A 25,628-nucleotide genomic window follows, 5' to 3' on the forward strand; every position below is an offset into this window, starting at 1 on the left:
GCCCTGCCTTGCGGCACGAGAAGCGCGTCCAGGCGCAGCATGTCGAGACGTTGATCGAATTCCGCCTCGGACAGTCGCGGATCGAGAGGAACCGCGATGCTGCAGCAGGCCACTGCCACGATGGCGAGAACCGCCTCCGCGCCGTTCGGCATCAGTACCCCGATGCGGGCCTTGCAATCGAACCCGGCCAAACGAAGCTGCCGGCGGATGCCGTCCAACTGGCCCTGAAGATCGCAGTACGTCAGCGGCGCAAACTTGGTGGAGACGATCGCAGGCTGGTCCGGGAACCGGCTGGCAGTCCGACCTATGACTTGGCCCAGCGTGCATTGGACCTCGGGCTCTGCGCCGTCGCGGACGGACGAGGCTCCCTCGGACCAGATCGCGCGAGCGGAGTTCGCGTTCTCCAGGAGCAAATTCGTCACACAAGCCTCCCGTGACCACAAGAATGTGACCGCTGTGTGCCGCCGCTACACCAAGCCACTGCAATCGCCAGTGGCAAGGATTACATCCACCTCCCCACTGACCGGACAACTGGCAATGATGAGTACCTCGGATGGGTAGGTGAATTCTGCCTATGGAGTTCTGTATCCGTTGGCAGCGTATCGGGCACGCGATAGAGCTCTGGAAGGCACATGGCCTTTCCTACGAAAATGGTCGCAGGCAGGCGTTGCTCGTCATGTAACAGGGGTCGCCCGCCTTGTTTGCTCACGTGCGGCCGGCCAGGCTCCGATGGGCGCGGATGATTCTATGTCTCTATTCCGGTTTCACCCACCACTGGCAATTCGCAAGCGAGGCCTGAGAAGTGCAATACTAGCGGGCCTGGGCCGCGGCACGCATAGCTGGCCAGCTCTTCTTGTGCTGAAGGGGCTCAATGCCGCACTTATGGCGGTATCGAATTTTGTCCTCGCGTATGTGCTGATTCGAACAGTTGGCCTCGAGTCGTATGCTTTTATTGCGGGCTTGCTGGCGGTCGCTGCTCTCGTGGTGCAATGCGATCTCGGAATTACCGTTCTGACATTTTCCGAACTGCGGTCTCACTACCTGAGTGAGGCTCACAAACGTAAGGCGAACCAGGGTGACCATGACCTGGTGCGAGCGACCGTGACGATCTACACCGCGATCGCTGCCATCGCCGTCACAATTCTGGGTGTGGCGTTGATTGCCGGCATTGTTCCTGTCGCACATCATGGCATCGCCTACTTCCTGATTTTCGCCGGAGCTGTCTGTCCGTTGCCACGTATGCCGCTTCGCGCGGCCATCAACGCCAGGGATGGCTTTGTTTGGACGGAGGGCGTTGATCTGGTGAGACGTGTTGCGATCCTGGCGGTGACCATCGCGATGCTTTTTGGCCTTTCGTTTGTCGCATATGGCGCGCTGAGCTTGTTCATATGGGTGACGTCGATAGCGGCTCTGGTCTGGCTCGCCCGCCCACACGGCTTTGCATTGCAGAGTGGAGTGTTTTTCAAGGGTTTGCTTTTTCTGAGGCGAAAATTTCGGAAGGCGCGCGCGGCGGTCGTGTCGTCATCGGCTGAGTTTGTGATCAGCATTTTTCCGTATTACTTGCTGTCTGCAACAGGGGATGGATCGGCAATTGTCGCGTTCGATATGTTCCATAAGGTGTCGCGCTTCGCGATGGTGACCTACCTGATTGGCGCAGAAACGGCCCTCCCTCATCAAACGCGCGCGCTACATAACGCAAATGCGTCCGGATTGGGTAGGGCAACTGCGGCCGGATTCCTGTTGGGTTTATTGCCGATGACCCTGGGCATTGTCGCGGTCTCCATGTTCGGCGAAAGGATATTTGGTACTATTTTGAACCATAGCGGAATAGTCTCGCCGACCATGCGCACCGCACTTTGTGCAATGCTCGTGTTCATGCTGATACAAACAACGTGCGCATTTGTGCTGGTCGGCGCGGGAAAATTTGAGGCGCTCGCCCGTCGCGCCAACATTACCCTTGCGGGGATGGTGCTGATCAGCGCTCTTATGTTTCTGTTTCATTGGAGCATCGACACGTTTATCGTCGCCTATGTGTGTGTCTATGGAGGAGGCGCTTTGCTGTACGCGGCGTGTCTGTATTCGCTGAGCAGATCCTTGTGGGAAAAGAGCTCTCACGCCTTCAAAATGGGAACGTAAATCGGCGATGGAAATGTGCCAATCTGCGGTGGCGCCGGCGGCTTCTCACGAAAGCAGGGGAGAGGCAATCGCCCGCAAGGACGCTCGACGGGATTGTCGCGCGTATCCGGCCAGGCTTCGATCACTTCACAGTATCCTGCGGTTTTGCGTTGACATCAAACTGTGATGCATTGGACCATGGCGCACGCGTTCATCGCACCGGCCGCAAACTCAGAACAACAAGAAGCTGAAAATGATGATCCTCTATTCCGCAGCGCTTAGCATGTTTGGTGCCAAGGTCCAGATCGCCCTGATCGAGAAGGCAATCGATTTCCAGCTGGTCATGGTGCCATACGATCGCGATCGCGGCTACGAGCCGAAACATCCCGAGGTGCTGCGGGTCAATCCGAAGCGGCAGGTGCCGGTGCTGATCGACGGTGACGTGGAGATTTTCGACTCGACACAGATCGTCGAGTACCTGGAGGACGTGCAACCGGCGCCGCCGCTGTGGCCCCGCAAGCCCGCCGCGCGGGCCGCCGCACGCCTGCTCGAGATGAAGTCCGATGAAGTTTACTTCCCGCACGTCGTTAAGTTAATGGGACTGCAGGACAGGGCCGACGACCCGGCCGCAGTCGCAGCACGTGACCGTGCGTCACGCTATTACTTGGAGATGGATGCGCTTCTGGCTGATCGCGAATGGCTCGCTGGCGATTACACCTACGCAGACATTGCGTTCTACATGGCTTCCCTGTTCGGCGAACGCATGGGAGCGGTGCTGGGGCAGGAGACACCGAGGCTGCTTGCATGGCGCGACCGCATGACCTTGCGGCCCGCCGTGATGCCGGTTGTCACCGCGCTGGCGCGTTACCTGTCGAGTCAGGGGCGACCGGTGCCGGGGTGGCTCGATGCAGCCGTGAGATAGCCGAGCGGCGTTCACCCCAGGCGCCAACGCGCATCATGAGCCGCGATACGGTCCAGGCGCTTTTGGTCGTCGACAAAGCCGAGCTCGTCGCGTTCGAGCCAGCCCGCAACACCATTCCGCCCCCTTCCTGCGGCCTGGATTGAGCGGTATCAAGGAGCTGCTCGGGCGGTGAGCTGTTGCCCCCGACGCCAGCAGGGGTCGTTACATGGCATTTGAACTGTTCCAACTGACCGGCCAAAGGGCGCTCATTACCGGCTCGTCGCAGGGCATCGGCTTCGCGCTGGCGCAGGGCCTTGCCGAACACGGCGCCGAGATCGTCCTCAACGGCCGCGACGCCGGCAAGCTGGAGGCGGCCGCGGCGAAACTCAAGTCCGCCGGACACAAGGTATCGGTCGCCGGCTTCGACGTCACGAACGCGCAAGCCGCCAAGGATGGCGTCGGGGCGATCGAGCAGAATACCGGGCCGATCGATGTCCTGATCAATAACGCCGGCATGCAGTTCCGCTCGCCGCTCGAAGACTTTCCCATCGAGAGGTGGGAGCAATTGCTCGCCACCAACATTTCGAGCGCGTTCTATGTCGGCCAGGCCGTCGCCCGCCACATGATCCCGCGCGGCCGGGGCAAGATCATCAACATCGCCTCGGTGCAGAGCGAGCTCGCGCGCCCGGGTATTGCGCCCTACACCGCAACCAAGGGGGCGATCAAGAACCTGACCCGCGGCATGTGCACCGACTGGGCCAAATACGGCCTGCAGATCAACGCGCTCGCGCCGGGTTACTTCAAGACCCCGCTCAACCAGGCGCTGGTGGACAATCCGGAATTCTCGGGCTGGCTCGAAAAGCGAACCCCTGCCGGACGCTGGGGCAATGTCGAGGAGTTGGTCGGCGCCGCCGTGTTCCTGTCCGGCAAGGCGTCGTCCTTTGTCAACGGGCACACGCTCTATGTCGATGGCGGGATCACCACCAGTCTGTAAGGTTCGTGCCGCGGGAGTTTCACCATGAAAGCCGTCGTCATCCATGCCGCCCGCGATCTGCGGGTCGAGGAACGCGAACCCGAGGCTGCCGGCGCGGGACAGGTCGAGATCGCCGTCGAGGCCGGCGGCATCTGCGGCTCGGATCTGCATTATTTCAACCATGGCGGCTTCGGCACGGTGCGGGTGCGCGAGCCGATGATCCTCGGTCACGAAGTGGCCGGGACCATCAGGGCGCTGGGGGCGTCGGTATCAGGGCTTGCGATCGGCGACCGCGTCGCGGTGTCGCCGAGCCGGCCCTGCAACGCCTGCGACTATTGCCTGAAGGGCCAGCAGAACCAGTGCCTCAACATGCGCTTCTACGGCAGCGCGATGCCGATGCCGCATATCCAGGGTGCGTTTCGCCAGCGCCTCGTCGCGGAAGCCTGGCAATGCCACAAGGTCGCCGACGGCGTCTCGATCAACGAGGCGGCTTTTGCCGAGCCGTTCGCCGTTGTCCTGCATGCGGTCAACCGCGCCGGATCGCTGCTCGGCAAGCGGGTGCTGGTAACGGGATGCGGCCCGATCGGCGCCCTGGCGATCGTGGCGGCGCGTCTGCACGGTGCGCGGGAGATCGTTGCGACCGACGTCATGGCCGCGGTTCTCCAGAAAGCGCTCGGGCTCGGCGCCGACCGGGTGATCAATGTCGCTGAAGCCCCCGATCAACTCGGCGCCTATTCGGCCAACAAGGGCTATTTCGATGTCCAGTTCGAGGCGTCCGGCAACGAACGGGCGGTCCGCTCGGGGCTGGAGGTGCTCAAGCCGCGCGGCATACTGGTTCAGCTCGGCCTCGGCGGCGACGTTTCGATCCCGCAGAACATGGTGGTGGCCAAGGAGATCGAAATGCGCGGCACCTTCCGCTTCCATGAAGAATTCGGACTCGCCGTCGACCTCATCAACCAGAAACGGGTGGATCTGGCGCCGCTGCTGACCGGCGTTTTTGGACTGGAAGAGGCGATACACGCCTTCGAGGTTGCGGGAGATCGCAGCCGATCCATGAAGGTTCAGCTAAGCTTCTGAAGATACCGGACAAAGATAATAGGGGGAGTACAAAATGAAGCTCGTACGTCTGTTGGGTGCGGTGGCGTGCCTGATCCTGTTTCAGGCTTCGGCAATGGCGCAGGAAGTGTCGCTGCGTCTCGTTACGGCCTTTCCGGAAAACAGTTTTTACGTTTCCCATCTTTTGAAGTGGGTGAAATCGGTAAACGAGCGCGGCAAAGGGGTCCTGCAGATAAACTTCATTGGCGGCCCGCGCGCCATTCCCACATTTGAAGTCGGCAACGCGGTGAAGACGGGTGTCGTCGACATAGCCCTGTCGACGGGGGCTTTTTACACCAATGTCATGCCCGAAGCCGACATGTTGAAGCTCGCTGAAAGGCCGGTCGCTGAGCAACGAAGGAACGGAGCCTTCGACTACATCAACAAGGTGTGGAACGAGAAGGCCAACATGCAGTACCTGGCACGGATGGTCGAGAACCAGCCGTTCCATCTCTATCTCAACAAGAAGATCGACAAGGCGGACCTTACCGGCCTCAAGATCCGGATCACGCCGGTTTATCGCGAGTTTTTTCAGGCGCTCAATGCGAATGTCGTCACGACGGCTCCAGGTGAAGTCTATACAGCGCTGGAGCGAGGGGTTGTTGATGGCTATGGCTGGCCGATCGGCGGGTTGTTCGACCTGAACTGGCAGCAGCACACCAAATTTCGCGTCGATCCGGGCTTTTACGATGCGGAGGTTTCCATCATCGTCAATCTGGACAAATGGAAGGGCCTTACCGAGAAGCAGCGTGACTTCCTGAACGGCATGGCGTTGGAGCTGGAGGCCGGCAACGGCTTCTGGAAGCAGTACGCCGTCGATGAGGAAAAGCGGCAGGCGGATGCCGGCATCCAGACGATCAAGCTGGATGGCGACAAAGCGAAGGTCTTCGTCGATACCGCCTATAGCGTCGCTTGGGCGGCTGCGAGCAAGGCGAGCCCGGTGCATGCTGAAAAGCTGAAAGCGTTGTTCGGGAATCGCTGATATTTGCGACGTCCGCCAGTGTCGAGAGTGTGGTCAATGGATGTGCTGGATCGGTCGATTGGCAAGCTTTGCCTCGCGTTGGTATCCCTGGCATGTGCGTTACTGTTCGGGATGATGTTGGTCATTTGCGTTGACGTGTTCTTGCGCAATGTGGCCGTGCCAGGGATGCCGCGCGGCTTCGCTTTGGCCAGCGACTTGTCCGAGTCTGCGATCTACCTGATGACCTTGCTGTCGGCGCCGTATCTGTTGCGAAGCGGTCGGCATATCCGGATCGATATTTTGCTCCACATGGTGCCGGCGCGGATCGGCTGGCTGATGGAGTTGTTTGCTGCCTGCGCGATGCTGGCTTGTTGCGTTACGATGATCTGGTACGGCTTCGTTGTTACCGGGCGAAGCGCGGGCAGTAGCGCAATGCTCATTAAAACGGTGGTTTATCCGGAGTGGTGGAGCCTGCTGCCGCTGCCGTGTGTGTTCGTGCTGTTGTCGCTCGAGGCAATCTTCCGGCTGCGAAGCCTCATTGACGGGCCGCGGCAGCCGCGCAACGAGCAGGTGTCGGTGTCATGATGAGTTGGGAAGCTGCAGCCTGGTTGCTGCTTGGTGGATCAACCGTTCTGATGTTCGCCGGATTGCCGGTCGGCTTTGCGTTTCTCCTCATCAATCTGATTGGAGCTTACCTTTTTATGGCCGGTGAAGCCGGCCTGTCCCAACTCGTGCGCAGCTCGGTCTCCTCGATCACCACGTTCTCCCTGACGCCGATTCCGCTTTTTGTCCTGATGGGTGAAGTCCTTTTTCACACCGGTTTGGCGGTCAAGGTCATCGACGGAATTGAGAGGGTCATCAAGCACGTCCCGGGCAGACTTGCGGTGGTCGCGGTCGTGGCCGGAACCGTGTTCAGCGCGATTTCGGGATCGACAATCGCAACGACGGCGATGCTCGGCAGCCTGATGGTGCCGATCATGCTGTCGAGGGGCTATCATCCCACGATGGCAACGGGCCCCATCATGGCGATTGGCGCGGTCGATATGCTGATTCCGCCGAGCGCCCTTGCCGTTCTGTTGGGGAGTCTCTCCGGCATTTCGATCTCCAAACTCCTCATCGGGGGAGTTATGCCGGGCATCATTCTTTCGGTTCTCTTCGTGGGGTGGATTATCCTGCGCACGCTATCCAAGCCGGAATTGGCGCCCGATAGCGATTTCAAGGAATACAGCGGATGGGCGAGGTTCAGTCCCCTCGTACTTTACGTGGTGCCGCTGGTTTCGATCTTCGGGCTCGTGGTCGGTGCGATGGTGGCCGGCTGGGCAACGCCGACAGAGTCTGCTGCGATCGGCGCTTTCGCGACGATCGTCCTCGCGGGCGTCTACCGAGCGTTGACGCCGAAAGTTCTGTGGCAATCCCTGCATGGCACGGTGCTTATTTCCGGGATGATTCTCTTCATCATCATCGGAGCAACGACCTTTTCTCAAATATTGTCGTTTTCCGGCGCCACGAATGGAATCGTCAACATCATCACGCAAAGCGGGCTTTCGGCCAACGCCCTGGTCATCGTCATGTTGTTGATCCTGATCGCGCTCGGCGTCTTCATCGATCAGGTCAGCATGATGCTGATCACGCTTCCCATCTTCATGCCTCTGGTGAACTCACTTGCGATCGACCCGGTGTGGTTTGGGGTGCTGTTCCTGATCTGCATGCAACTTGGAATGCTGCTGCCGCCCCACGGCCTGTTGCTGATGACGATGAAGGGGGTGACGCCGCCTCAAGTATCGATGGGGCATATCTTCCAGGCGGTCGTTCCATACCTCGTCATCAGCATTGCAGTTCTCGCGCTGGTCTATCTGGTGCCTGGAGTGGCGACCTGGATGACGAAGGCGTTGTAGCGCATGAGACCTGGCACGATGCCGGCAAGGGATCGTTTTGGTCGCATAGCCAGGCTCCCGGTTTAAGCGAAACGCGACATGACGGATTGGGTACTCAAGAAGGATTACTGAGCTCCCTCGATCTCGGCGGTGTGAGTGTTGAGGACGACAATGGTCCCGCTACAGCTCAGCGCCGGACAGCGGTTTCCAAGAACTCCTGCACCGAGTGCGGCACCTCATCGAATTCAGGAAAGCGCCGACGCAACTCGTCGGCAATATCCACCGTGACGTCGCGCGACCAGCCCTCGGCCGTATTGAAGGCGACGATCCGCACCGGATGGCTAAACTGGTCTTCCAGAAGACGGCGGATCAGCGCCTCGCGGTCGGTGCCTTCCTCGTCTGCCTCGCACCAGGCGCGTCCGAGCCTGCCAAAATCGTTTAGCACCAGATAGATGTCGTGATCGCCGCGATGCGGCACGATGGACGGGGAGCGAGGCATGCGGAATAACTCCCGCGCGAGAACAGGGTATGGAACCTTACTCTGTTCCAATCCCTTGTGTTTGGAAAATCCGAGGTAAATCAAACGGATGATAGATGAGGGCGCGATGGGAGCCTATGCTCACGCCGCTGGGCTTTCAGCGCATCTGGTCCAGCAAGCCTTGGCCTCAGCTCGCAAGCCTCCGAGCTGGGGCTTTTTCCTTCTACGAACAGTGGCGTTGCCCTGAGCATTTCCAGGGCCTGAGGTGCCAAAACGATCCCGGTTGCTGAAGTCCCGGTGACGACAACCACTCATCGCGATGAGCGGTAGTGTCGACTGCCTGATCTTTTTCGATGGCCGTCTCAGCAGCGGCCGGCATCGTTGCAATCTGTGCCTCCAGCAGCGCCCGCTCGGCTTCCGCGATCATCGCCAGCGCAAGGCGCGCAGCACTGCAAACGACGCAGAGCAGTGCTTCCATTTTATGAGGGAAGCCGGTCCCTGTGCCTTTCGCGTAACACTCTCCAGGAAAGAAGTCTGAAGACACATGTGCTGACTGTCTGGTGCTTGGATCGTTACCTAAATCTGTGACCTAAGATAATCGAATCGTTTCGGAGCGAGGCCTGAACGAGGTCCCTCCGAAACAGCAGGAAGCGGACCATGAAGTCAATCAACAGCGCAGTGCTTGCCTCGGTAGCATGTCTCGTCGCCACGGGCGGAGCCCAGGCCGCGGATCTTCCAGTCAAGGCCAAGGCGGTCGAATATGTCAGGATATGCTCCCTCTATGGAAATGGCTTCTACTTCATCCCGGGTACCGACACCTGCTTCAAGCTCGGCGGATACCTGCGCGCCGATGTCACCTTCAACGGCGGTGGCATTCAGGGCACCCCGGCCTGGAGTGGCGCCGCGGGTCAAAAAAGCCGGCTGAGCAACTACTATTTCGCGCGCGCCCGCGAAAACCTCAACATCGATACGCGTACCGCGACCGAATATGGTGTGCTCCGTACATACTTCGATGCGAATTTCTCCTGGACCTCGGGTACCTATGCCTCCACCGGCGCTGGCGGCACCGTTTACTCTGCGGCCGCCCAGGCTGGTGGCTTTGGTGGTGTTGGTAACCCCTCTGACGGCGGTCTATCCGGTGGTTCGTTCGCCCTCAACCTCGCGTTCATCCAGTTCGCCGGCTTCACGATCGGCAGGGCAATATCCCAGTTCGACACACCATTCGCCGGCTATCCCGCCAACATCACTGACGCGCTGCTCGGCGGCCACTCCGACACGACAGGCGTGAACCAGTTCTCCTATACGGCGGATTTTGGTCAGGGCATCACCGGTGCGATCTCGTTGCAGGATCAAGTCACCTACTACCAGACCAATTTGTGGAACGCGTCCACCCTCACCGCGGCCAACTTCGCGGGCGGCGTGTATGGCGCCAATGCCTTCGGCGGCACGCGGTCTCCGGACATCGTCGGCATGCTTCGCGTCGACCAGGCTTGGGGCATGTTCCAGGCCTCGGTAGCCGCGCACAACATCCACGCGGCCTATTACGGCGGGACAGAAACTTCAGGTCATCCCAGCGACAAGTGGGGCTGGGCTGGTCAACTGGCCATGACGATCAAGAACCTGCCGACCGGCCCGGGCGACGACATCGATATTTCATTTGGCTATTCGGACGGTGCCAGCCGTTACGTCTGGCAGAGTCTGGTCGCGCCCACCGTCGCCATGTATGGCAGCAGCGGCCTGGCTGGCGTTTACCAAGGGCTGAGTATTGGGGGCGTTTCTGACGGCATTTTCACGACCGGCAATGGGATCGAGACGACCAAGCTGTGGGGCTTTCGTACTGGCTACACGCACAACTGGAACAGCCAGTGGAATTCAGCGCTCTTCGGCTCCTACACGTCGGTCAGCTACAATGCCACGGCAAGAGGTTATATCTGCGCCACCGTCGCCACCTTCCTGACGCCCGGCTCGACCTGCAACCCGAACTTCAACGTCGCGCAGATCGGTGCGAACACGCGCTGGTCCCCGGTGAAGAACCTCACTTTCACGAGTGAGCTGATGTACACACTGGTAGATCAGCAATATTCCGGCGTCGCCGCCTTGCCGGCCGTCAGTGTCAAGCCGGCAGCCCTGTACGAACTCAAGGACCAGGGCACATTGTCACTCGCCTTCCGCGCGCAGCGTAACTGGTAAGACGGGCCTACGCTTGCGGCGGGTTGCTCATCTCGCTGAGCGACTGCCGCATGGCTTCCACTAGGTCCAAAGCCACTGGCGAGGGACTGCGCTGCGGCGGAAACACCGCAGCGAATTCGAAATCGATCCGCGGCAGGAAAGGGCGCGCCACGACGCCGCGGCTCTCGAACTCCTGTGCCGTAAAGGGATCGCAGATCGCAACCCCGAGCCCGGATGACACCAGCCCGCACATGATCTCGGACAGGCTGGTCTCGACCCGAAGAACCCGGCGGACATCGTCGCGATTGAAGGCCTGGTCGATCAGATGTCGGCCGGTCGATCCCGCCGTCAGGGACACGAAGGTCTCGCCTTCGAAATCGCGCGGCTGCAGCGTCGCCTTGGCCGCGAGCCGGTGTCCGGCTGGCAGAACCGCGACGCGGGCCGGCGCAGGCAACCGCACGCTCGACAGGCCTGCATGGGCGATCGGCACTTCGGCGAAACCGATGTCACATTGGTTGTTCAGCACCCAGTCGACCACAATCGGTGAGATCACGCCGAAGAACGACAGATTGAGGTTTGGCCGCTCCATCAGGAATCGCCCGGAGAGCCTCGGCAGATAGCCGTTGGACAGCGCCGGCAGGGCCGCGATCCGCAGCGTGCCGGTCCGGCGGCTGCGGATTTCCTCGGCTGCCGCCGCGATCCGCTCCAGACCGACGAAGGACCGTTCGACCTCCATGTAGAGCGCCGTCGCGGCAGCCCTCGGCACCAGTCCGGTGCCGCGCTTGTCGAACAGCTCCATTTTCAGCAGCGCCTGGAAGTCGCGCAGCAACCGGCTGACGGCCGGCTGCGTCACAGCCATCAGCTTTGCCGCTTCCGTCACGCTGCCTGTCAGCATCATCGCGCGGAAGGCCTCGACCTGCCGCGAATTGATCCGCGCCATCTTCATTCCATCCATAATATTCCGGCATGAAGAGGGTGCCATTATTAATTGGACGACGAAAGCGTGGATTGCGATCTTTTTCATCAAGGGTGGAGGTAGCTGATTTTTTGGGCGACGCCGGTCGGGAGCGGACCGGTGAAGGCCAAATTTCCACGCGGATCCGACGTTGCGTCGTACCGCGATACCGAGAGCCGGTCAGAACAAGGATGCGCTCCGGGTGTCACCTAGCAAACGGATACGGAGATCGATCGATATGAAGCATCTCGCCCTTGTCGGAGCCGTCAGCATTGCCGCGATCGCCTTAGCCCCGTCGGCGGGTTTGGCGCAGCAGAAGACGCTCTATGTCGCCGGTTACGGCGGCTCGTTTGAGAAGACGATCCGCGACGAGGTCATCCCGGCCTTCGAAAAGGCGAACGGCGTCAAGGTCGAATATGTCGCCGGCAACTCGACCGACACGCTCGCCAAGCTGCAGGCGCAGAAGGGCAATCAGCAGATCGATGTGGCGATCGTCGATGACGGTCCGATGTACCAGGCCATCCAGCTCGGCTTCTGCGGCAAGCTCGAAGGCCTTCCCGCTGATATCTACGAGGCCGCACGCTTCAAGGACGACCGCGCGGTTGGCATTGGTCTGGTCGCAACCGGCCTGATGTACAACACCAAGATCTTCGCTGAGAAAGGCTGGGCACCGCCGACCTCCTGGAACGATCTCAAGGATCCAAAATATCAGAAGCAACTGGTCATTCCGCCCATCAACAACACCTATGGTCTGCACACATTGCTGATGCTCGCCCGGATGAACGGTGGCAGCGAGGCCAACGTCGACGCGGGCTTCAAGATCATCAAGGCCGACGTCAATCCCAACGTGCTGGCCTATGAGCCTTCGCCGGGCAAGATGACCGAGCTGTTCCAGTCCGGCCAGGCCGTGTTGGCCGTGTGGGGTACGGCCCGGGTCCAGAGCTTCGCCAACACCGGCTTCCCCGTCGACTTCGTCTATCCGAAGGAAGGTGCGGCCACGCTGCTGACGACCGCCTGTCCGATCACCAAGCCAAACGCATCGCCGCTTGCCTCGGCATTCGTCAAGACGCTGCTCGAGCCGAAAATACAGCTCGTGCTGCTGAAGGACTACGGCTACGGCCCGGTATTGAAGTCGGTCGTGGTCCCGCCGGAGCTCGGCAAGATGGCGCCGATCGGCGAGCGCGCCGCAAAACTCTATACGCCCGACTGGACCGTCATCAACGACAAGCGCGAGGAATGGACCAAGCGCTGGAATCGCGAGGTCGAGCGCTGAGCCAAGAGCTGAGCCACAGCTCGGCGCCGGCGGACACGATTTCGGCGATGGCTCCGCGCGACGCCGCAGGCCCATCGTCGCGCTTTGCCACAGCAGCACCCGGAAGCATCCATGTCCTTTCTTGAGCTCGACCGTGTCGCAAAACAGTTCGGCGCGCAGACTGTGGTCGATGACTTCAGTCTGACCGTCGGCAAGGGCGAGTTCGTCTCCTTCCTCGGTCCGTCGGGCTGTGGCAAGACCACGACACTGCAGATGATCGCGGGCTTCCTCGATCCCACGCGCGGCGCGATTCGGCTCGAGGGACACGACCTGACCGTGGTGCAGCCGGCGAAGCGCGGGCTCGGCATCGTATTTCAGAGTTATGCGCTGTTCCCGCATATGACGGCGGCCGAGAACGTCGCCTTTGGCCTCGAGATGCGGCGCGTGCCGCGGTCCGAGTGCAGCGAGCGCGTCCGCGCCACGCTGGCCATGGTCGGGCTCGCCGGCTACGAGGAGCGTTATCCGCGCCGGATGTCCGGCGGTCAGCAGCAACGCGTCGCGCTTGCCCGCGCGCTCGTGATCCGGCCGAGCGTGCTGCTGCTCGACGAGCCGCTGTCGAACCTCGACGCCAAGCTGCGCGAGGAGATGCAGATCGAGCTGCGCCAGATCCAGCGAAATCTCGGCACCACCACGATTCTCGTCACCCACGACCAGAACGAGGCGATGTCGCTGTCCGACCGGATTGTGGTGATGAGCCAGGGCCGCATCGAGCAGATCGGAACGCCGCAGGAAACCTATGAGCGGCCGGCTTCCGCCTTCGTGTCCCAGTTCCTCGGCAAGACCAATGATTTCGCCGCGACCATCGACCGGACCGCCACGCCGGGACAGCTGATCGCGGGCTCCTGGAGCGCGCCGGCGCCGGCCGGCCTTGCGGGTCCGGTGACGGTCAGCATCCGCCCCGAAAGGATCGGCTTCGGCGACGCCGGGCTCGCGGCGAAGATCGTCACCCGCATCTTCCAGGGCAATCACTGGCTGTTCCAGTGCGAGAGCGAATGCGGCTCGGTGATCGTGATCCGCCAGAACGACGGCCAGCCACAGCCCGTGGAGGGCGAGGCCGTCCGGCTCGCCTGGCGGCCGGAGGACATGAGCCTGCGCCGCGCCGGAGGCGCCGCATGAGCGCGAAACCTGCGACGGACGGGCGCGATGCGCGCACGGCGTGGCTGCTGACCGCGCCCGCGCTGATGCTGTTCGTCGGCGTTCTGGTGATTCCGCTCGCCATGACGGTGATGCTCTCGTTCCACGACTGGGGCCAGTACAAGGGCATCGAGCCGGTCTTCATCCTGAAGAACTGGCACGAGGTCGCGACCGATCCTTATTTTGCCGAGATGTTCTGGCGGACGTTCCGCATCGCGCTGCTGACGACGCTGATCACCGCCGTGCTCGGCGCGCCGGAGGCCTACATCCTCAACCGCATGAGTGGACGCTGGAAGAGCTTCTTCCTGCTCGTGATCCTTGGCCCGTTGCTGATCTCCGTGGTGGCGCGCACGCTGGGCTGGGCGCTGCTGTTCGGCGGCAATAACGGCCTGGTCAACAAGCTCCTGATGTCGCTCGGGCTGATCGGATCGCCGCTGCCCTTCATGTTCACCGAGACCGGCATCGTGATCGCACTCGCGCATGTGATGATGCCGTTCATGGTGCTGTCGGTCTGGGCCGCGCTGCAGCGCGTCGACCCGCAGATCGAGAACGCCGCTCTGTCGCTCGGCGCCGGCCCGTTCACGATCATCCGCCGCATCGTGCTGCCGCAGATCATGCCGGGCGTGCTGTCGGGCGCGATCATCGTGTTCTCGCTGTCGGCCAGCGCTTTCGCGACGCCCGCCATCATCGGTGGCCGCCGGCTCAAGGTCGCGGCGACGCTGGCCTATGACGAGTTTCTCAACACGCTGAACTGGCCGCTCGGTGCGGCGGTGGCGGTGCTGCTGCTGGTGGCGCTGGTGCTGATCGTCGTCGGCAGCAACGCGCTGATCGAGCGGCGCTATGCCGAGGTGTTCCGATGAGGACCAACGGCCCGCTCGCGCTGATCTTCCATACGATCTTCGTTGTCGTCATGCTGGCGCCGATCCTGGTGGTCTGCCTCGTCGCTTTCACGCCCGAGGGCTATTTGTCGCTGCCGACCACCAGTTTCTCGCTGCGCTGGTTCAGGGCGATCGCGAACTATCCCGAGTTCGTCCATGCGTTCTGGGTGAGCCTCGGGTTGGGTGCGCTGTCCTCGCTGGTGGCGGTGCTGTTCGCGGTGCCGGCGGCGCTTGCCATCGCGCGTTACAGTTTTCGTGGCCGCGACACGCTCGCAGCGTTGTTCCTGTCGCCGCTGATGATCCCGCATGTCGTGCTCGGCATCGCCTTCCTGCGCTTCTTCACGGCGATCGGCATTGGCGGCAGTTTCGCAGGATTGCTGGTCGCGCATGTGGTGGTGGTGTTTCCGTTCGCATTGCGGCTGACGCTGGCCGCGGCGACCGGCATGGATCGCTCGATCGAGATGGCCGCGGTCTCGCTCGGCGCCGGCGACTGGACGCTGTTCCGCCGCGTGACGTTGCCGCTGATCCTGCCGGGCGTCATCAGCGGCTGGGCGCTCGCCTTTATTCAGTCCTTTGACGATCTGACCATGACCGTCTTCCTGGCCACACCCGGCACCGAGACGCTGCCGGTTCGCATGTTCCTTTACATCCAGGACAACATCGATCCGCTGGTGACGTCAGTCTCGGCCAGCGTGATCGCGATCACCATGACCGCCCTGATCCTGCTCGACCGCTTCTACGGGCTCGACCGCGTGCTGGCCGGCAAGAACGACCCGGGGCGCTAGGAGAACCCATATGTCAAAAGACTATGACGTCGCGGTCGTGGGCGGCGGACTGCTCGGCTCCGCTATCGCCTGGGGTCTTGGCCGGCTCGGAAAGCGGGTCGTTGTCCTCGACGAGGGCGACATCGCCAAGCGCGCCTCGCGGGCAAACTTCGCGCTGGTCTGGGTGCAGAGCAAGGGCCTCGGCATGCCGGCGTATACCGGCTGGACCATGCGGGCCTCCGAAACCTGGGGCAAGCTCGCCGCCGAATTGAAAGACCAGACCGGGCTCGACGTCGCCCTGCAGCAGAATGGCGGTTTCCACCTGACCCTCGGCGAGAACGAGTTTGCGCAGCGCGCGCAGCTTGTGACGCGGATGCACAACCAGGTCGGCGCGGCTGATTACCGGATGGAGATGCTGTCGGCCTCCGAGGTCAAGAAGATGCTGCCGCTGATCGGGCCGGAGGTCTCCGGCGGCAGCTTCTGCCCCTGGGACGGGCACGTCAATTCGCTGCGCACCTTCCGCGCCTTCCACACTGGGCTGAAATTGTTCGGCATCGACTATTTTCCCGAGCGGCCGGTCTCGGCGATCGCGCGGCGCGGCGGCGAATTCCACCTCTCGACAGCGCAGGGCGAGATCCGCGCCGGCAAGGTCGTGCTCTCCGCCGGCAACGCCAACCAGTCGCTCGCGCCGATGGTCGGCCTGTCGGCGCCGATGGGCCCGACCCGCGGCCAGATCGTGGTGACCGAGCGCACCATGCCGTTCCTGCCGCATCCCCTGACCACCATTCGCCAGACCGACGAGGGCACGGTGATGATCGGCGACAGCAAGGAAGATCAACTCGACGATCGCACACTGAACCATTCGGTCAGCGCCGTGATGGCGGATCGGGCGCAGCGCACGTTTCCGCATCTGGCGCGCCTGAACGTCATCAGGACTTGGTCCGGCATCCGCGTGATGCCGCAGGATGGTTTCCCGATTTACGATCAGTCGGAGAGCGAGCCGGGCGCTTTCGTCACCTGCTGTCATTCCGGCGTGACGCTGGCTTCCAACCACGCCTTCGAGATTGCGCGGATGGTGGCGGCGGGCGCGCTCGAACCGGAACTGGTCGGCGCGTTCTCGGCCCGCCGCTTCGACGCGAACCATGCTGCGGCAGGCAGCGGCTATTACTGACATCGATACGACCCGAACGCGACAGAAGGGCGAAGAGGCAGCCAATGTTCAAACGATCCGATCAGGACAGCAGACCATCCGTGCACATCGTCGTGGACGGGGCCGCCGTCGCGGCGCGCGAGGGCGATACGGTTTCCGCAGCATTGCTTGCCTCCGGCCGTGATGTGCGCCGTGCGACCGCAGTGAGCGGTGCGCCGCGATTGCCCTATTGCATGATGGGCGTGTGCTTCGACTGCCTCGTCACCATCGATGGCGTCGGCAATCGGCAAGGCTGCCTGGTGCCCGTTGCCGAGGGCATGCAGATCGAAATCCAGAAGGGCAAGCGGGGGATCGGCCGATGAATACGACGCCCAGGCGCGACAGCTATGATGTCGTGGTGATCGGAGCAGGGCCTGCCGGGCTCGCCGCCGCCGCGACCGCGGCCGAGGCGGGCCTCTCGGCGCTGCTGCTCGACGAGAATGCCGGCCCCGGCGGCCAGGTCTGGCGCGCCATCGCCTCGACCCCGGTCACGGAACGCGGCCATCTCGGCGCCGACTATTGGGCCGGCACCGAACTTGTCGAGGCGGTGCGATCGAGCGGCGCGGAAATCATCCAGCGCGCGACGGTCTGGAGCCTCGACCGGAATCTCGAGATCGGCATATCCCTCGGCGGCGCGTCGTGCTTCGTCAAGGCGCGTCGGGTGATTCTGGCGACGGGCGCGCTGGAGCGGCCGTTTCCGATTCCCGGCTGGACCCTCCCGGGCGTGATGACCGCAGGCGCCGCGCAGACGATGCTGAAGTCGTCGGGCCTCGTGCCGGACCGGCCGACGGTGATCGCGGGCCAGGGACCGCTGCTTTGGCTGCTCGCCGCGCAGATCCTGCGCCTTGGCGGTCGCATCGACCGCATCCTCGATACGACCGAGCGTCGCAACTATCTTGCCGCGCTGCCTCACGCCTTCGCCTTCATGACGTCGCCCTATTTCGCAAAGGGTTTTGCGTTGATGAAGCAGGTGCGCGCGAAAGTGCCTGTCGTGACTGGTATCAGCGAACTCGCTGCCGCCGGTGACGGCCAGCTCGCAACTGTAACGTATGTGTCGGGCGGCCGACGCGAGACTGTTCCGGCCGAGTTGCTGCTGCTGCACCAGGGCGTGGTGCCCAACGTCAACCTGGCGATGGCATCAGGGATCGAGCATCGCTGGGATGATTTGCAGCTGTGCTGGTCGCCGGTGCTTGATCGCGACGGCAATACATCGGTCAAGGGAATCGCGATCGCCGGCGATGGGGCCGGGATCGGCGGCGCTGAAGCCGCCATTATCCGCGGCCGTATCGCTGCACGCGCAGCGGTCGAGGCGCTGGCGCCTGCGGCTGCTTTCAAGCTCGCGCCGATGGCGACGTTCAGGGCATCGCTGGTAAAGGCGGAGCGCGGTCGCATTTTTCTCGACACGCTGTTCCGTCCGGCCCCGCAATTTCGCATCCCCTCTGACGACACCATCGTCTGCCGCTGCGAGGAGGTATCGGCCAAGGACATTCTCGACGCCGTCGCGATCGGTGCGACCGGTCCGAACCAGCTCAAGGCCTATCGCCGCACCGGCATGGGTCCCTGCCAGGGCCGGCTCTGCGGCCTGACCGTCACCGAGCTGATGGCGCAAGCCCGTAACAAGACGCCCCAGGAGATCGGCTATTACCGGCTGCGTGCACCGGTGAAGCCGATCACGCTGGCGGAACTGGCGGCCGTGCCGAAGACCGAGGCCGACGTCAATGCGGTGGTGCGCGGATGACGAAGCTTGCGGATGCCATCATCGTCGGTGGCGGCATCCACGGATGCTCGACCGCGCTTCACCTGTGCCTCGCCGGCATGAAGCCGGTGCTGATCGAAAAGGACTATGCCGGCCGCCACGCCTCGGGCGTGAATGCCGGCGGCGTCCGCCAGCTTGCACGGCATGTCGCCGAGATCCCGCTCTCGATCCGCTCGATGGGAATTTGGGAGCGGATCGAAGAACTGGTCGACGATAGCTGCGGCTTCGAAAGCCACGGCCAGGTGCTGGTCGCCGAGAACGACGCCGAATTCGATGCCTGTCGCGCGCGCGTCGCCGAGCTGAACGCGCTCGGCTTCACCCACGAGGAACTGATCGATGGGCCGGAGTTGCGGCGGCTGGTGCCGGCGGTGGCGGAGAGCTGCCCTGGCGGCGTGGTGTCGCGGCGCGACGGTGCGGCCGAACCGGCCCGGACCACCACCGCGATCCGCCGCAAGGCCGAAGCGCTCGGCGCCACCGTCGTTGAGGGCGTCGCCGCAACCAACATTCGAAAGCAGGATGGGCTGTGGCGGGTCGATGTCGGTGCGGAAACCTTTGCGGCGCCGGTGCTGGTCAATGCCGCCGGCGCCTGGGCCGGCCGCATCGCCGCTGATCTTGGCGAGCCGGTGCCGGTCGAGACCGTGGCGCCGATGCTGATGATCACCTCCCGCGTGCCGCATTTCATAGATCCCGTGGTGATCCTGCGCGGCCGCAAGCTGTCCTTCAAACAGTTCGCCAACGGCACGGTGCTGATCGGCGGCGGTCATCTGGCGACGCCGGACCAGGACCGCAACGAGACGGTGCTGGACTGGCGCAGCCTCGCCATCAGCGCCCGCACCGTGTTCGAACTGTTTCCCGTGATGCGCAGTGCCACCATCGTGCGCGCCTGGGCCGGCATCGAGGCTCGCACAAAAGACGAACTGCCCGTCTTCGGCCCGAGTGCCCGCCATGCAGGGCTCTATCACCAGTTCGGCTTTTCGCTGCACGGCTTCCAGCTCGGCCCCGGCGCCGGCGCCGTAATGACGGAGCTGATCGCGAGCGGCGGCACCCAGACCCGGATCGGCGATCTCGGCATCGACCGCTTTCATTCTTCCACACCCTAGAACCAAGATGAGGACATCATGAACATCATCCGCAACATCCGCACCCCGATCATGCACCGCGCGGTCGAAGCCAACGGTTTTGTCTTTGTCGGCGGCACGATCGCTGACGACACCAGCGTCTCGATGGGCGAGCAGACCCGCAACATCCTCGGCAAGATCGCGGGCTATCTGAAAGAGGCGGGCACGGATCGATCGCGCGTCGTCAGCGCCTCGATCTTTGTGACGGATCTCTCCGGGAAAAAGGAGATGGACGCGGCCTGGACCGAATTCTTCGGCGACAATTTGCCGGCACGCGCCACCGTCGGCGTGGCCGATCTCGGTGGCGGCGCATTGATTGAGGTCGTGGTCACCGCGCTCAAAGGCTGACGCGGGCATTTCCCTTTCGTTTCACCGGCTGACCAGTGAAACGAGGGGGACCGTGCGGGGTACAGCTATTCTTCCGCTGGGCCGGCGAGGCTGCGACGGAGGCGCTGGGTTTCGCGCCACGTCTCACGAGCCTGTTTGCCAAAACGAGCGAGCCTGGTTGCGACCTGCATGATGATGAGTGTGACCATGGCTATCGGCCCGCCCTGGAGAACAAGCGATCAATCTGGCGCTCGGCATCATCAGACAGGTTTTGCAGCCCGTGGGCGGCAACGTATGTCTCAACAATGTGGGCAGCCCGCCGCTCATTGGATTCGATACGGAGGCGCAATAATCTTGCAAGAAATGAGGGTTTTTTGGTCGGGGCAGAAAGCCAGGCCCCAGTGGTTAGAACATTCGCCATTAGATGGCTCCTTTTCGGAGTTGTCCTTGGGGCGAATTTCCTTCCTGATTCCTACATAGATATTGCAGCGCACAAATGCGAGGTCAAAAAGCGCGCATCAGGCATCAATTTTTGCCGCATCGGGTGAGCGACAATTCGGCACAAGGTTAACGGCGGGTTAAATTCCGGCCGTCATTCCCAATCGGCCGATGCCCGGAAATTTCAGCGCCGGCCGGCGAACATCGAATCCCAGCACCGCGCCGAGGAAGTTGATTTCGAAACCCTCGACCCATCCGATGGTGAGGCCGAGATAACCTCCGAGCGACGCAAAAACGCCGGTACCGGAAGCCGTCAGTCCGAATGACTTGCCCTCGTAGGGATAGTCTTTTCCGATCGCGGTGGGCGGCAGCACAGCCATCAGTTCGGGGACCGCATTGAGGACGGCCTGCACGAAGGTGTTGGAGTTCGGACCCGGCCACGGGCTGTAGTCGCCGTAGGCCCGGAATCGATAATTTTCGACGACGTGACGGATCTTGGGGATGAGGCGACTTGCTTCCTCGCCATCGACCGCGACGATGTTTTCAGGGGGGGCGCCGAACCAGCGCGCATCGGCCGCGAAGCCGTTGGTGCGGATCGGCTCGCCCCAGGCGGTGTAGTCATAGCGGGTATAGGTCGCGGCGTTCTGCTCCTTGATAACGATCCAGGTGTGGATCGCGAAGATCGCCTTCCATCGCAGCGTGCGCGCGCCATAAATGCGAATGACCGCATCGGGATGGCGGGATGCCTCGGGCAAAAGCCCGGCGCTGGAGCGGTCCGCCGTCTGCCAGCTTCCACGCGGGTCATCGGACCAATAGCGGGCCGCCGATACACCGATCGGGAAAAAAACCAACGACAGAAAGATGATGACTGGTTTGATCAAGGGGGCGTCGGGAGTGATTGATATGGAAACAACGATCCCTGATATAGTTCGACTTTCTGTCTGCGCCAGTTTGGTGCCGTGGCTTTATGAAGAGGCGCCGCTGGCAAGGGAGACTGGCGCGATCCATCGGGAGGCGTCAGCCAGCGCACCGATGATCCGGCGCGCTGGCTTGAGCGCTGCAATCCGCGGCTGCTATCCGAGCTTGGTCGCCGAGCGCGACAGCAGTTTCCAGTCCGATCCCTGCTTCTGCCAGTTCATCAGAATGTGGAGGTTGGTGGCGCTCTTCTTGCCGTCGGCGACGGCTTCCTGCTCGCCGAGCCAGTGGAACCGGACGATCGCGGCCGGGCCGACGACGCGGATCGCGGGGTCTTTATAGGTCAGCGACAGCCACTTCGATTTTCCGCTGGTCGCGCCGGCGATGAAGGCCGCCTTGTCCTCGACCCGGCCATCCGAGTGGCTGTAGCTGAGTTCGGCTGCGCAAAGCGCGGCGAGCCCCTCGGCGTTGGCGGCGGCCTGCGCGGTGCGGAAGGCCTCAAGGTTCTTGGCGACCGCATCTTCATCGGCGCCGGCGAAGGCTGGCATCACGCCGAGAAGTCCGATGGCGAGTACCGGTAACGCAAGCTGACGACGATCGATGTCCATGGATTTCCTCCGTTGTTATGGTTTTGAGACCGTGCGTTGTGCTGGCCGGGACTCGCGATCTGGGCAGGAGCCGGCCTGCGGACGCACTCGGTTGCGGTTTCCGCAGGACCGATTGAAACACAGGGTTGTGTCTTCTGAAAGTATTATCAGCGGTGTGCGCTGCGAGAGGAAGCGAAGTCGCTCGCGTAGCCCGCGCCAGATTTGCAATCTTGGTGCTTGCAATCTGGCGAGCGTCAGCGTCAGGCGAGCAGAGTTTTCGAATAGTTCTACGGCGGTTGTAAAATTCTGCCGCCATGCAGATCAGAATCAGGCCAGCGCCGTCGGCTTTGGCGGATGGACAGTCCGGGGATGATGATCGTGCAGGTAGGTTGCGAGCGTATTTGCAATGACGCCGTCATCGACGGCAGCCGCAAACAACATTTCCTGGGCGTCGCGCGACAGCTCCGGCCACACCTTCAGCGCTGCGTGACCGAGCAGTGCGGCGAATTTGTTTTCGTCCATCTACAAACCCTCAAGCGGAGGCCGAGCGCGCCGAAGGCCGCAGATTTCTCTGCGGCCTCGACTTGCGAAATTGAAATCCTACCAGCGCGGTCCTACGCCAAATCCAACACCGACTCCGCCCGGTCCCACGCCGATACCGACGCTCGGGCCGTCATTGTAATAGCCGCGGCGTTCAATGTATCGCTCGCGCGGAGCGTAATAATTGTAGCTGTCGCCGTATTCCCGCTCAACGACGACGCGGCGGCCGCCACGAGTACGGTAGCATTGGCCATATTCGTCGCAGACCATTCTGACATGTTCGATGCCGTTATCCGGCATCACGGTAATGCCATTCGAGAGCGGTGCGGCTGTTGCGCCGGTAGCGAGCAGCGTGCCGGCGCCAATCGCGAGCACTACGATAAATTTCTTCATGACTGAACTCCTTCAGGTCGATGACCACCAACCCCACCGCTTACCGAATGTTCCCGGATTTGGAATGTTCCCGGCCACGGACGTTGGGCCCTGCGGAAATAGGAACCCGGCAGCCTCGGGCGCGTTTACCCCGGACGCCCCGCGCTGCGCGAGTATCGGTACATTCATCGCGAAAACCGGACCTATCTTGTCGATCCGGGCGAGCGAATGGTGATCGAGGAAATCGACTGACGGTATTCGGATTGAAAGGCGACCTTCGGGCCGCCTTTCTCATATCGGGTGCGCTCGCCGATCAGTTTATGCCGGCCGCCAGGCCTGCACCGCCCGACGGGCGCCCAATTCGTAGAGCTGTGCCAGCGCGCGCGTCACGGCGTCGCGCAGGCGGGGGTCGTTTCCAAATTCGCCGAAGATCGAACTAACGTCGAGCAACGCCGGCGCCAGCCGATCTGCGACGGGGCCGGCTTTTTTGGCGATCGCGGCCAGGTGCGCCGCGAGGGGATCGCGGACATCGATCGCCTGTTCCTTTTCATCGCTGGCCGTGACGTAGCGCATCCAGCCTGCGACGGCGAGCGCATGCGTATCGATCGGCAAGCCCTGCCGCAGCCGGTCCTGCATGGTGCCGAGCAGCCGCTGCGGCAGTTTCTGCGATCCGTCCATCGCGATCTGCCAGGTGCGGTGACGCAGGGCGGGGTTGGCAAAGCGCTCGAGAAGCGAGGCGCTGTATCCCGCCAGGTCAGTCCCCTCGGGCATCGAAAGCGTCACGGCGGATTCTTGCATCACGCCATGGGCGAACGCCGCAAAGCGATCGTCAGTCATCGCAGCGGCAATGGTCTCATGGCCCGCGAGATAGCCGAGATAGGCCAGCGCCGAATGGCTGGCATTGAGCAGCCGCAGCTTCATGTGTTCGAACGGTGTCACATCAGTGACGAGCTGCACGCCGGCGCGTGCGAAATCGGGGCGGCCGGCCGGAAAATTGTCTTCGACGATCCATTGCGTGAACGGCTCTGATATCACGGGCCATGCGTCGATCATGCCGAGTTCGGACGAGACCGACGCGCGATCGGCGTCAGTGGTTTCGGGCACGATGCGATCGACCATCGTCGACGGGCAGGCGACGTGATCGGTGATCCACTTTCCAAGCTCGGGCGAGCGCAGGTGAGCGAACTGCGTCAGGATCCGTTTCACGGTATGGCCGTTGGCCGAAAGATTGTCGCAGGAGAGGACGGTGAAGGGCGCGATATCAGCCGCGCGGCGGCGCGCCAACGCGGCCACGATGAATCCCGGAGCCGATCGCGGTGCATCCGGGTTTGCAAGGTCGTGGACGATATCGGGATGGTCAGCGTTGAGTTCGCCGGTCTGCGGCGTGTGGCAATAACCTTTCTCGGTGATCGTCAGCGAGACGATGCGCGTGGCGGGATCAGCCATGCGCGCGATCAATTGCGCGGGGTTGCTCTTGGCGACTTCCGTCTGCAGCACCGAGCCGATGATCCGGTGTTCGGTGCCCGCGCCGGAGCGAACGGCAACCGCATAGAGACAATCCTGCGGGGCGAGGGCGTCGTAGGTGTCCGAACTTCGAAGGCTGGCGCCGATGATTCCCCAGTCCGTCGCGCCGTTTGCGAGCAGGTCGTCGATCACGACCGCCTGGTGCGCGCGGTGGAACGCGCCGATTCCGAGGTGGACGATGCCTGATGTGACGCGTCCGCGGTCGTAACCGGGGCGGCGGATATGGCCGGGAAGCCGGTCAAGGCTGGCGTTCGAGAGGCGCAAATCAGCCTCCTTTGGGTTGGAATGGCGGAATTTTCGCCATTCGCCTTGACATAGCGCGCCGGTAAGGTCAATGTTTGGTCAATTGGTAAGGCCAATTGACCGATCGGCGCCGGAACTCAAGGCCAACCGATTGGCCAAAGCCAGCCAGAAAAAGAATCGATCCACGAGGTCGTTCGGAGGAAACCAGCGTGCCGTTAGAGGCAGTGGAAGCGCGACGCCTATACCGCCAGGTTGCCGATCAGCTGCGCGCCTTGATCGACAGCGGCGAATACGCCGTCGGCTCCAGGCTCCCGACCGAACGCGATATCGCCGAACAATTGAAGGTCTCCCGTCCCACCGTGCGCGAAGCGCTGATCGCGCTCGAAGTCGAAGGACGTGTTCGCATTCGTGTCGGCTCCGGAATCTATGTCAGCGACCCGGCCGCGCTTGCCACGCCTTTGCCGGCCTCCGCAATGATCGAAGGGCCGTTCGAGCTGCTGCGCGCCCGCGAATTCATCGAAGGCGCCATCGCCGAGCAGGCGGCGAGGGTGGCCACGCCGGAAGATATCGCGCGCATCGACGCCTCGCTGCTGGCGATGGCGAATACGCAACATCCCGGCGACGCCTCGATGATCCATGACCGCGCGTTCCATGTCGCGGTGGCGGGAAGTCTCGATAACGCCGTGCTGGTTCGCGTCGTCGGCGAACTGTTCGACCAGCGGCTCAATCCCTATTTCGCCAAGCTGGCGCATTATTTCGAGAACCCGGAATCCTGGGGCGCCGCGCTCAGTGAGCATCAGGCGATCCGCGATGCCATCGCCGCGCGCGATCCCGACGCCGCGCGCCTTACCATGCGCGAGCATCTGGCGCGTTCGCAGGAACGCTTTGCACAAAATTTTGGAACCGAAGCCGCATCGCCTCGCGCGCAGGCCAGGAGCGGCTGATCAGGTATTCGAACGGTTCGGCCAAATGGCTGAGACGGTTGAGTAAGAAAAGCAAATGTAACAACG

Annotated in this window: 27 protein-coding genes; 18 read left to right on the top strand and 9 right to left on the bottom strand. The window is 62.4% G+C overall.

Annotated elements, in window-relative coordinates; translation table 11 throughout:
• Positions 1-422, bottom strand: a 422-nt coding sequence (locus JQ611_RS07380) for an AMP-binding protein (RefSeq protein ID WP_312011875.1), incomplete at its 3' end; no start/stop codon positions are given.
• Between the two features lie 325 nt (positions 423-747).
• Here JQ611_RS07380 and JQ611_RS07385 point away from each other — a divergent pair.
• From JQ611_RS07385 to JQ611_RS07415, 7 genes are all read left to right on the top strand, one after another.
• On the top strand, positions 748-2,136 hold the full coding sequence (locus JQ611_RS07385) for a hypothetical protein (protein WP_212465051.1): 1,389 nt from the start codon (positions 748-750) through the stop codon (positions 2,134-2,136).
• 232 nt (positions 2,137-2,368) lie between these two features.
• Positions 2,369-3,037 carry a glutathione S-transferase family protein gene (locus tag JQ611_RS07390; protein WP_212465052.1) on the top strand — a complete coding sequence of 223 codons (669 nt, stop codon included), beginning with the start codon at positions 2,369-2,371 and terminating at the stop codon, positions 3,035-3,037.
• Positions 3,038-3,242: 205 nt separating this feature from the next.
• Positions 3,243-4,010, top strand: coding sequence for an SDR family oxidoreductase (locus JQ611_RS07395; RefSeq protein WP_212268174.1), 768 nt, complete (start codon positions 3,243-3,245; stop codon positions 4,008-4,010).
• A gap of 24 nt (positions 4,011-4,034) precedes the next feature.
• The gene (locus JQ611_RS07400) at positions 4,035-5,066 is read left to right on the top strand and encodes an L-idonate 5-dehydrogenase (RefSeq protein WP_212268172.1); all 1,032 of its coding nucleotides are present in this window, start codon (positions 4,035-4,037) and stop codon (positions 5,064-5,066) included.
• 34 nt (positions 5,067-5,100) lie between these two features.
• Complete coding sequence (gene dctP / locus JQ611_RS07405) at positions 5,101-6,066, top strand: TRAP transporter substrate-binding protein DctP (RefSeq protein WP_212465053.1); 966 nt, start codon at positions 5,101-5,103, stop codon at positions 6,064-6,066.
• 36 nt (positions 6,067-6,102) lie between these two features.
• On the top strand, positions 6,103-6,630 hold the full coding sequence (locus JQ611_RS07410; RefSeq protein ID WP_212268168.1) for a TRAP transporter small permease: 528 nt from the start codon (positions 6,103-6,105) through the stop codon (positions 6,628-6,630).
• Positions 6,627-7,940, top strand: coding sequence for a TRAP transporter large permease subunit (locus tag JQ611_RS07415; protein ID WP_249133011.1), 1,314 nt, complete (start codon positions 6,627-6,629; stop codon positions 7,938-7,940). Before JQ611_RS07410 ends, JQ611_RS07415 begins: the two co-directional genes overlap by 4 nt.
• A 166-nt stretch (positions 7,941-8,106) precedes the next feature.
• Here the strand turns inward: JQ611_RS07415 and JQ611_RS07420 are convergent, their stop codons facing one another.
• Both JQ611_RS07420 and JQ611_RS07425 read right to left on the bottom strand, forming a co-directional pair.
• Entirely contained in the window at positions 8,107-8,418 is a 312-nt protein-coding gene (locus JQ611_RS07420; RefSeq protein ID WP_212268166.1) for a hypothetical protein, read from the bottom strand.
• Between the two features lie 202 nt (positions 8,419-8,620).
• On the bottom strand, positions 8,621-8,875 hold the full coding sequence (locus tag JQ611_RS07425) for a hypothetical protein (protein ID WP_212268164.1): 255 nt from the start codon (positions 8,873-8,875) through the stop codon (positions 8,621-8,623).
• Between the two features lie 179 nt (positions 8,876-9,054).
• On the opposite strand from JQ611_RS07425, the gene JQ611_RS07430 reads away from it, so the two are divergent.
• Positions 9,055-10,587, top strand: coding sequence for a porin (locus JQ611_RS07430; RefSeq protein ID WP_212268162.1), 1,533 nt, complete (start codon positions 9,055-9,057; stop codon positions 10,585-10,587).
• Between the two features lie 7 nt (positions 10,588-10,594).
• Here JQ611_RS07430 and JQ611_RS07435 read toward each other — a convergent pair whose 3' ends face one another.
• Positions 10,595-11,506, bottom strand: coding sequence for a LysR substrate-binding domain-containing protein (locus JQ611_RS07435; RefSeq protein WP_212268160.1), 912 nt, complete (start codon positions 11,504-11,506; stop codon positions 10,595-10,597).
• A 253-nt stretch (positions 11,507-11,759) separates the two neighbouring features.
• Between JQ611_RS07435 and JQ611_RS07440 the strand changes: the two genes are divergently transcribed.
• The 9 genes from JQ611_RS07440 to JQ611_RS07480 all read left to right on the top strand — a co-directional run bounded on the left by JQ611_RS07440 (position 11,760) and on the right by JQ611_RS07480 (position 20,020).
• Complete coding sequence (locus tag JQ611_RS07440; protein ID WP_192734967.1) at positions 11,760-12,794, top strand: ABC transporter substrate-binding protein; 1,035 nt, start codon at positions 11,760-11,762, stop codon at positions 12,792-12,794.
• A gap of 111 nt (positions 12,795-12,905) precedes the next feature.
• Positions 12,906-13,949: an ABC transporter ATP-binding protein gene (locus JQ611_RS07445; RefSeq protein WP_212268158.1), complete on the top strand. Its 1,044-nt coding sequence runs from the start codon at positions 12,906-12,908 to the stop codon at positions 13,947-13,949.
• The gene (locus JQ611_RS07450; protein ID WP_212268156.1) at positions 13,946-14,827 is read left to right on the top strand and encodes an ABC transporter permease; all 882 of its coding nucleotides are present in this window, start codon (positions 13,946-13,948) and stop codon (positions 14,825-14,827) included. Before JQ611_RS07445 ends, JQ611_RS07450 begins: the two co-directional genes overlap by 4 nt.
• Complete coding sequence (locus tag JQ611_RS07455; protein WP_212268154.1) at positions 14,824-15,630, top strand: ABC transporter permease; 807 nt, start codon at positions 14,824-14,826, stop codon at positions 15,628-15,630. The genes JQ611_RS07450 and JQ611_RS07455 overlap by 4 nt, the downstream gene beginning before the upstream one ends.
• Before the next feature lie 10 nt (positions 15,631-15,640).
• Positions 15,641-16,780: an FAD-binding oxidoreductase gene (locus JQ611_RS07460; protein ID WP_212268152.1), complete on the top strand. Its 1,140-nt coding sequence runs from the start codon at positions 15,641-15,643 to the stop codon at positions 16,778-16,780.
• A 44-nt stretch (positions 16,781-16,824) separates the two neighbouring features.
• Positions 16,825-17,121 (top strand): (2Fe-2S)-binding protein, encoded by a 297-nt coding sequence (locus JQ611_RS07465; RefSeq protein WP_212268150.1) that lies wholly within the window; start codon positions 16,825-16,827, stop codon positions 17,119-17,121.
• Positions 17,118-18,536, top strand: coding sequence for an NAD(P)/FAD-dependent oxidoreductase (locus JQ611_RS07470; RefSeq protein WP_212268148.1), 1,419 nt, complete (start codon positions 17,118-17,120; stop codon positions 18,534-18,536). Before JQ611_RS07465 ends, JQ611_RS07470 begins: the two co-directional genes overlap by 4 nt.
• Positions 18,533-19,654 (top strand): FAD-binding oxidoreductase, encoded by a 1,122-nt coding sequence (locus tag JQ611_RS07475; protein ID WP_212268146.1) that lies wholly within the window; start codon positions 18,533-18,535, stop codon positions 19,652-19,654. The genes JQ611_RS07470 and JQ611_RS07475 overlap by 4 nt, the downstream gene beginning before the upstream one ends.
• An 18-nt stretch (positions 19,655-19,672) precedes the next feature.
• The gene (locus JQ611_RS07480; RefSeq protein WP_212268144.1) at positions 19,673-20,020 is read left to right on the top strand and encodes a RidA family protein; all 348 of its coding nucleotides are present in this window, start codon (positions 19,673-19,675) and stop codon (positions 20,018-20,020) included.
• A 557-nt stretch (positions 20,021-20,577) separates the two neighbouring features.
• Here JQ611_RS07480 and JQ611_RS07485 read toward each other — a convergent pair.
• The 5 genes from JQ611_RS07485 to JQ611_RS07510 form a co-directional block, all read right to left on the bottom strand.
• Complete coding sequence (locus JQ611_RS07485; protein WP_249133012.1) at positions 20,578-21,318, bottom strand: DUF3750 domain-containing protein; 741 nt, start codon at positions 21,316-21,318, stop codon at positions 20,578-20,580.
• A 192-nt stretch (positions 21,319-21,510) separates the two neighbouring features.
• Positions 21,511-21,960, bottom strand: coding sequence for a nuclear transport factor 2 family protein (locus JQ611_RS07490; RefSeq protein ID WP_212001960.1), 450 nt, complete (start codon positions 21,958-21,960; stop codon positions 21,511-21,513).
• 306 nt (positions 21,961-22,266) lie between these two features.
• The gene (locus JQ611_RS07495; RefSeq protein WP_212268142.1) at positions 22,267-22,461 is read right to left on the bottom strand and encodes a hypothetical protein; all 195 of its coding nucleotides are present in this window, start codon (positions 22,459-22,461) and stop codon (positions 22,267-22,269) included.
• A 78-nt stretch (positions 22,462-22,539) separates the two neighbouring features.
• Entirely contained in the window at positions 22,540-22,872 is a 333-nt protein-coding gene (locus JQ611_RS07500) for a hypothetical protein (RefSeq protein WP_212268140.1), read from the bottom strand.
• A gap of 297 nt (positions 22,873-23,169) precedes the next feature.
• Entirely contained in the window at positions 23,170-24,639 is a 1,470-nt protein-coding gene (locus JQ611_RS07510) for a mannitol dehydrogenase family protein (protein WP_212268138.1), read from the bottom strand.
• 188 nt (positions 24,640-24,827) lie between these two features.
• On the opposite strand from JQ611_RS07510, the gene JQ611_RS07515 reads away from it, so the two are divergent.
• The gene (locus tag JQ611_RS07515; RefSeq protein ID WP_212268136.1) at positions 24,828-25,562 is read left to right on the top strand and encodes a FadR/GntR family transcriptional regulator; all 735 of its coding nucleotides are present in this window, start codon (positions 24,828-24,830) and stop codon (positions 25,560-25,562) included.
• The last annotated feature ends 66 nt before the right edge of the window (positions 25,563-25,628 follow it).

Origin of the sequence: Bradyrhizobium sp. AUGA SZCCT0182 (assembly GCF_018130185.1) — a bacterium.
Classification (GTDB): Bacteria; Pseudomonadota; Alphaproteobacteria; order Rhizobiales; family Xanthobacteraceae; genus Bradyrhizobium.

Excerpts from the sequence above, each read along its gene's own strand:
- JQ611_RS07385 (WP_212465051.1), top strand. The coding sequence starts at position 748 with ATGTCTCTATTCCGGTTTCACCCACCACTGGCAATTCGCAAGCGAGGC.
- JQ611_RS07390 (WP_212465052.1), top strand. The coding sequence starts at position 2,369 with ATGATGATCCTCTATTCCGCAGCGCTTAGCATGTTTGGTGCCAAGGTC.
- JQ611_RS07395 (WP_212268174.1), top strand. The coding sequence starts at position 3,243 with ATGGCATTTGAACTGTTCCAACTGACCGGCCAAAGGGCGCTCATTACC.
- JQ611_RS07400 (WP_212268172.1), top strand. The coding sequence starts at position 4,035 with ATGAAAGCCGTCGTCATCCATGCCGCCCGCGATCTGCGGGTCGAGGAA.
- dctP (WP_212465053.1), top strand. The coding sequence starts at position 5,101 with ATGAAGCTCGTACGTCTGTTGGGTGCGGTGGCGTGCCTGATCCTGTTT.
- JQ611_RS07410 (WP_212268168.1), top strand. The coding sequence starts at position 6,103 with ATGGATGTGCTGGATCGGTCGATTGGCAAGCTTTGCCTCGCGTTGGTA.
- JQ611_RS07415 (WP_249133011.1), top strand. The coding sequence starts at position 6,627 with ATGATGAGTTGGGAAGCTGCAGCCTGGTTGCTGCTTGGTGGATCAACC.
- JQ611_RS07420 (WP_212268166.1), bottom strand. The coding sequence starts at position 8,418 with ATGCCTCGCTCCCCGTCCATCGTGCCGCATCGCGGCGATCACGACATC.
- JQ611_RS07425 (WP_212268164.1), bottom strand. The coding sequence starts at position 8,875 with ATGGAAGCACTGCTCTGCGTCGTTTGCAGTGCTGCGCGCCTTGCGCTG.
- JQ611_RS07430 (WP_212268162.1), top strand. The coding sequence starts at position 9,055 with ATGAAGTCAATCAACAGCGCAGTGCTTGCCTCGGTAGCATGTCTCGTC.
- JQ611_RS07435 (WP_212268160.1), bottom strand. The coding sequence starts at position 11,506 with ATGGCGCGGATCAATTCGCGGCAGGTCGAGGCCTTCCGCGCGATGATG.
- JQ611_RS07440 (WP_192734967.1), top strand. The coding sequence starts at position 11,760 with ATGAAGCATCTCGCCCTTGTCGGAGCCGTCAGCATTGCCGCGATCGCC.
- JQ611_RS07445 (WP_212268158.1), top strand. The coding sequence starts at position 12,906 with ATGTCCTTTCTTGAGCTCGACCGTGTCGCAAAACAGTTCGGCGCGCAG.
- JQ611_RS07450 (WP_212268156.1), top strand. The coding sequence starts at position 13,946 with ATGAGCGCGAAACCTGCGACGGACGGGCGCGATGCGCGCACGGCGTGG.
- JQ611_RS07455 (WP_212268154.1), top strand. The coding sequence starts at position 14,824 with ATGAGGACCAACGGCCCGCTCGCGCTGATCTTCCATACGATCTTCGTT.
- JQ611_RS07460 (WP_212268152.1), top strand. The coding sequence starts at position 15,641 with ATGTCAAAAGACTATGACGTCGCGGTCGTGGGCGGCGGACTGCTCGGC.
- JQ611_RS07465 (WP_212268150.1), top strand. The coding sequence starts at position 16,825 with ATGTTCAAACGATCCGATCAGGACAGCAGACCATCCGTGCACATCGTC.
- JQ611_RS07470 (WP_212268148.1), top strand. The coding sequence starts at position 17,118 with ATGAATACGACGCCCAGGCGCGACAGCTATGATGTCGTGGTGATCGGA.
- JQ611_RS07475 (WP_212268146.1), top strand. The coding sequence starts at position 18,533 with ATGACGAAGCTTGCGGATGCCATCATCGTCGGTGGCGGCATCCACGGA.
- JQ611_RS07480 (WP_212268144.1), top strand. The coding sequence starts at position 19,673 with ATGAACATCATCCGCAACATCCGCACCCCGATCATGCACCGCGCGGTC.
- JQ611_RS07490 (WP_212001960.1), bottom strand. The coding sequence starts at position 21,960 with ATGGACATCGATCGTCGTCAGCTTGCGTTACCGGTACTCGCCATCGGA.
- JQ611_RS07495 (WP_212268142.1), bottom strand. The coding sequence starts at position 22,461 with ATGGACGAAAACAAATTCGCCGCACTGCTCGGTCACGCAGCGCTGAAG.
- JQ611_RS07500 (WP_212268140.1), bottom strand. The coding sequence starts at position 22,872 with ATGAAGAAATTTATCGTAGTGCTCGCGATTGGCGCCGGCACGCTGCTC.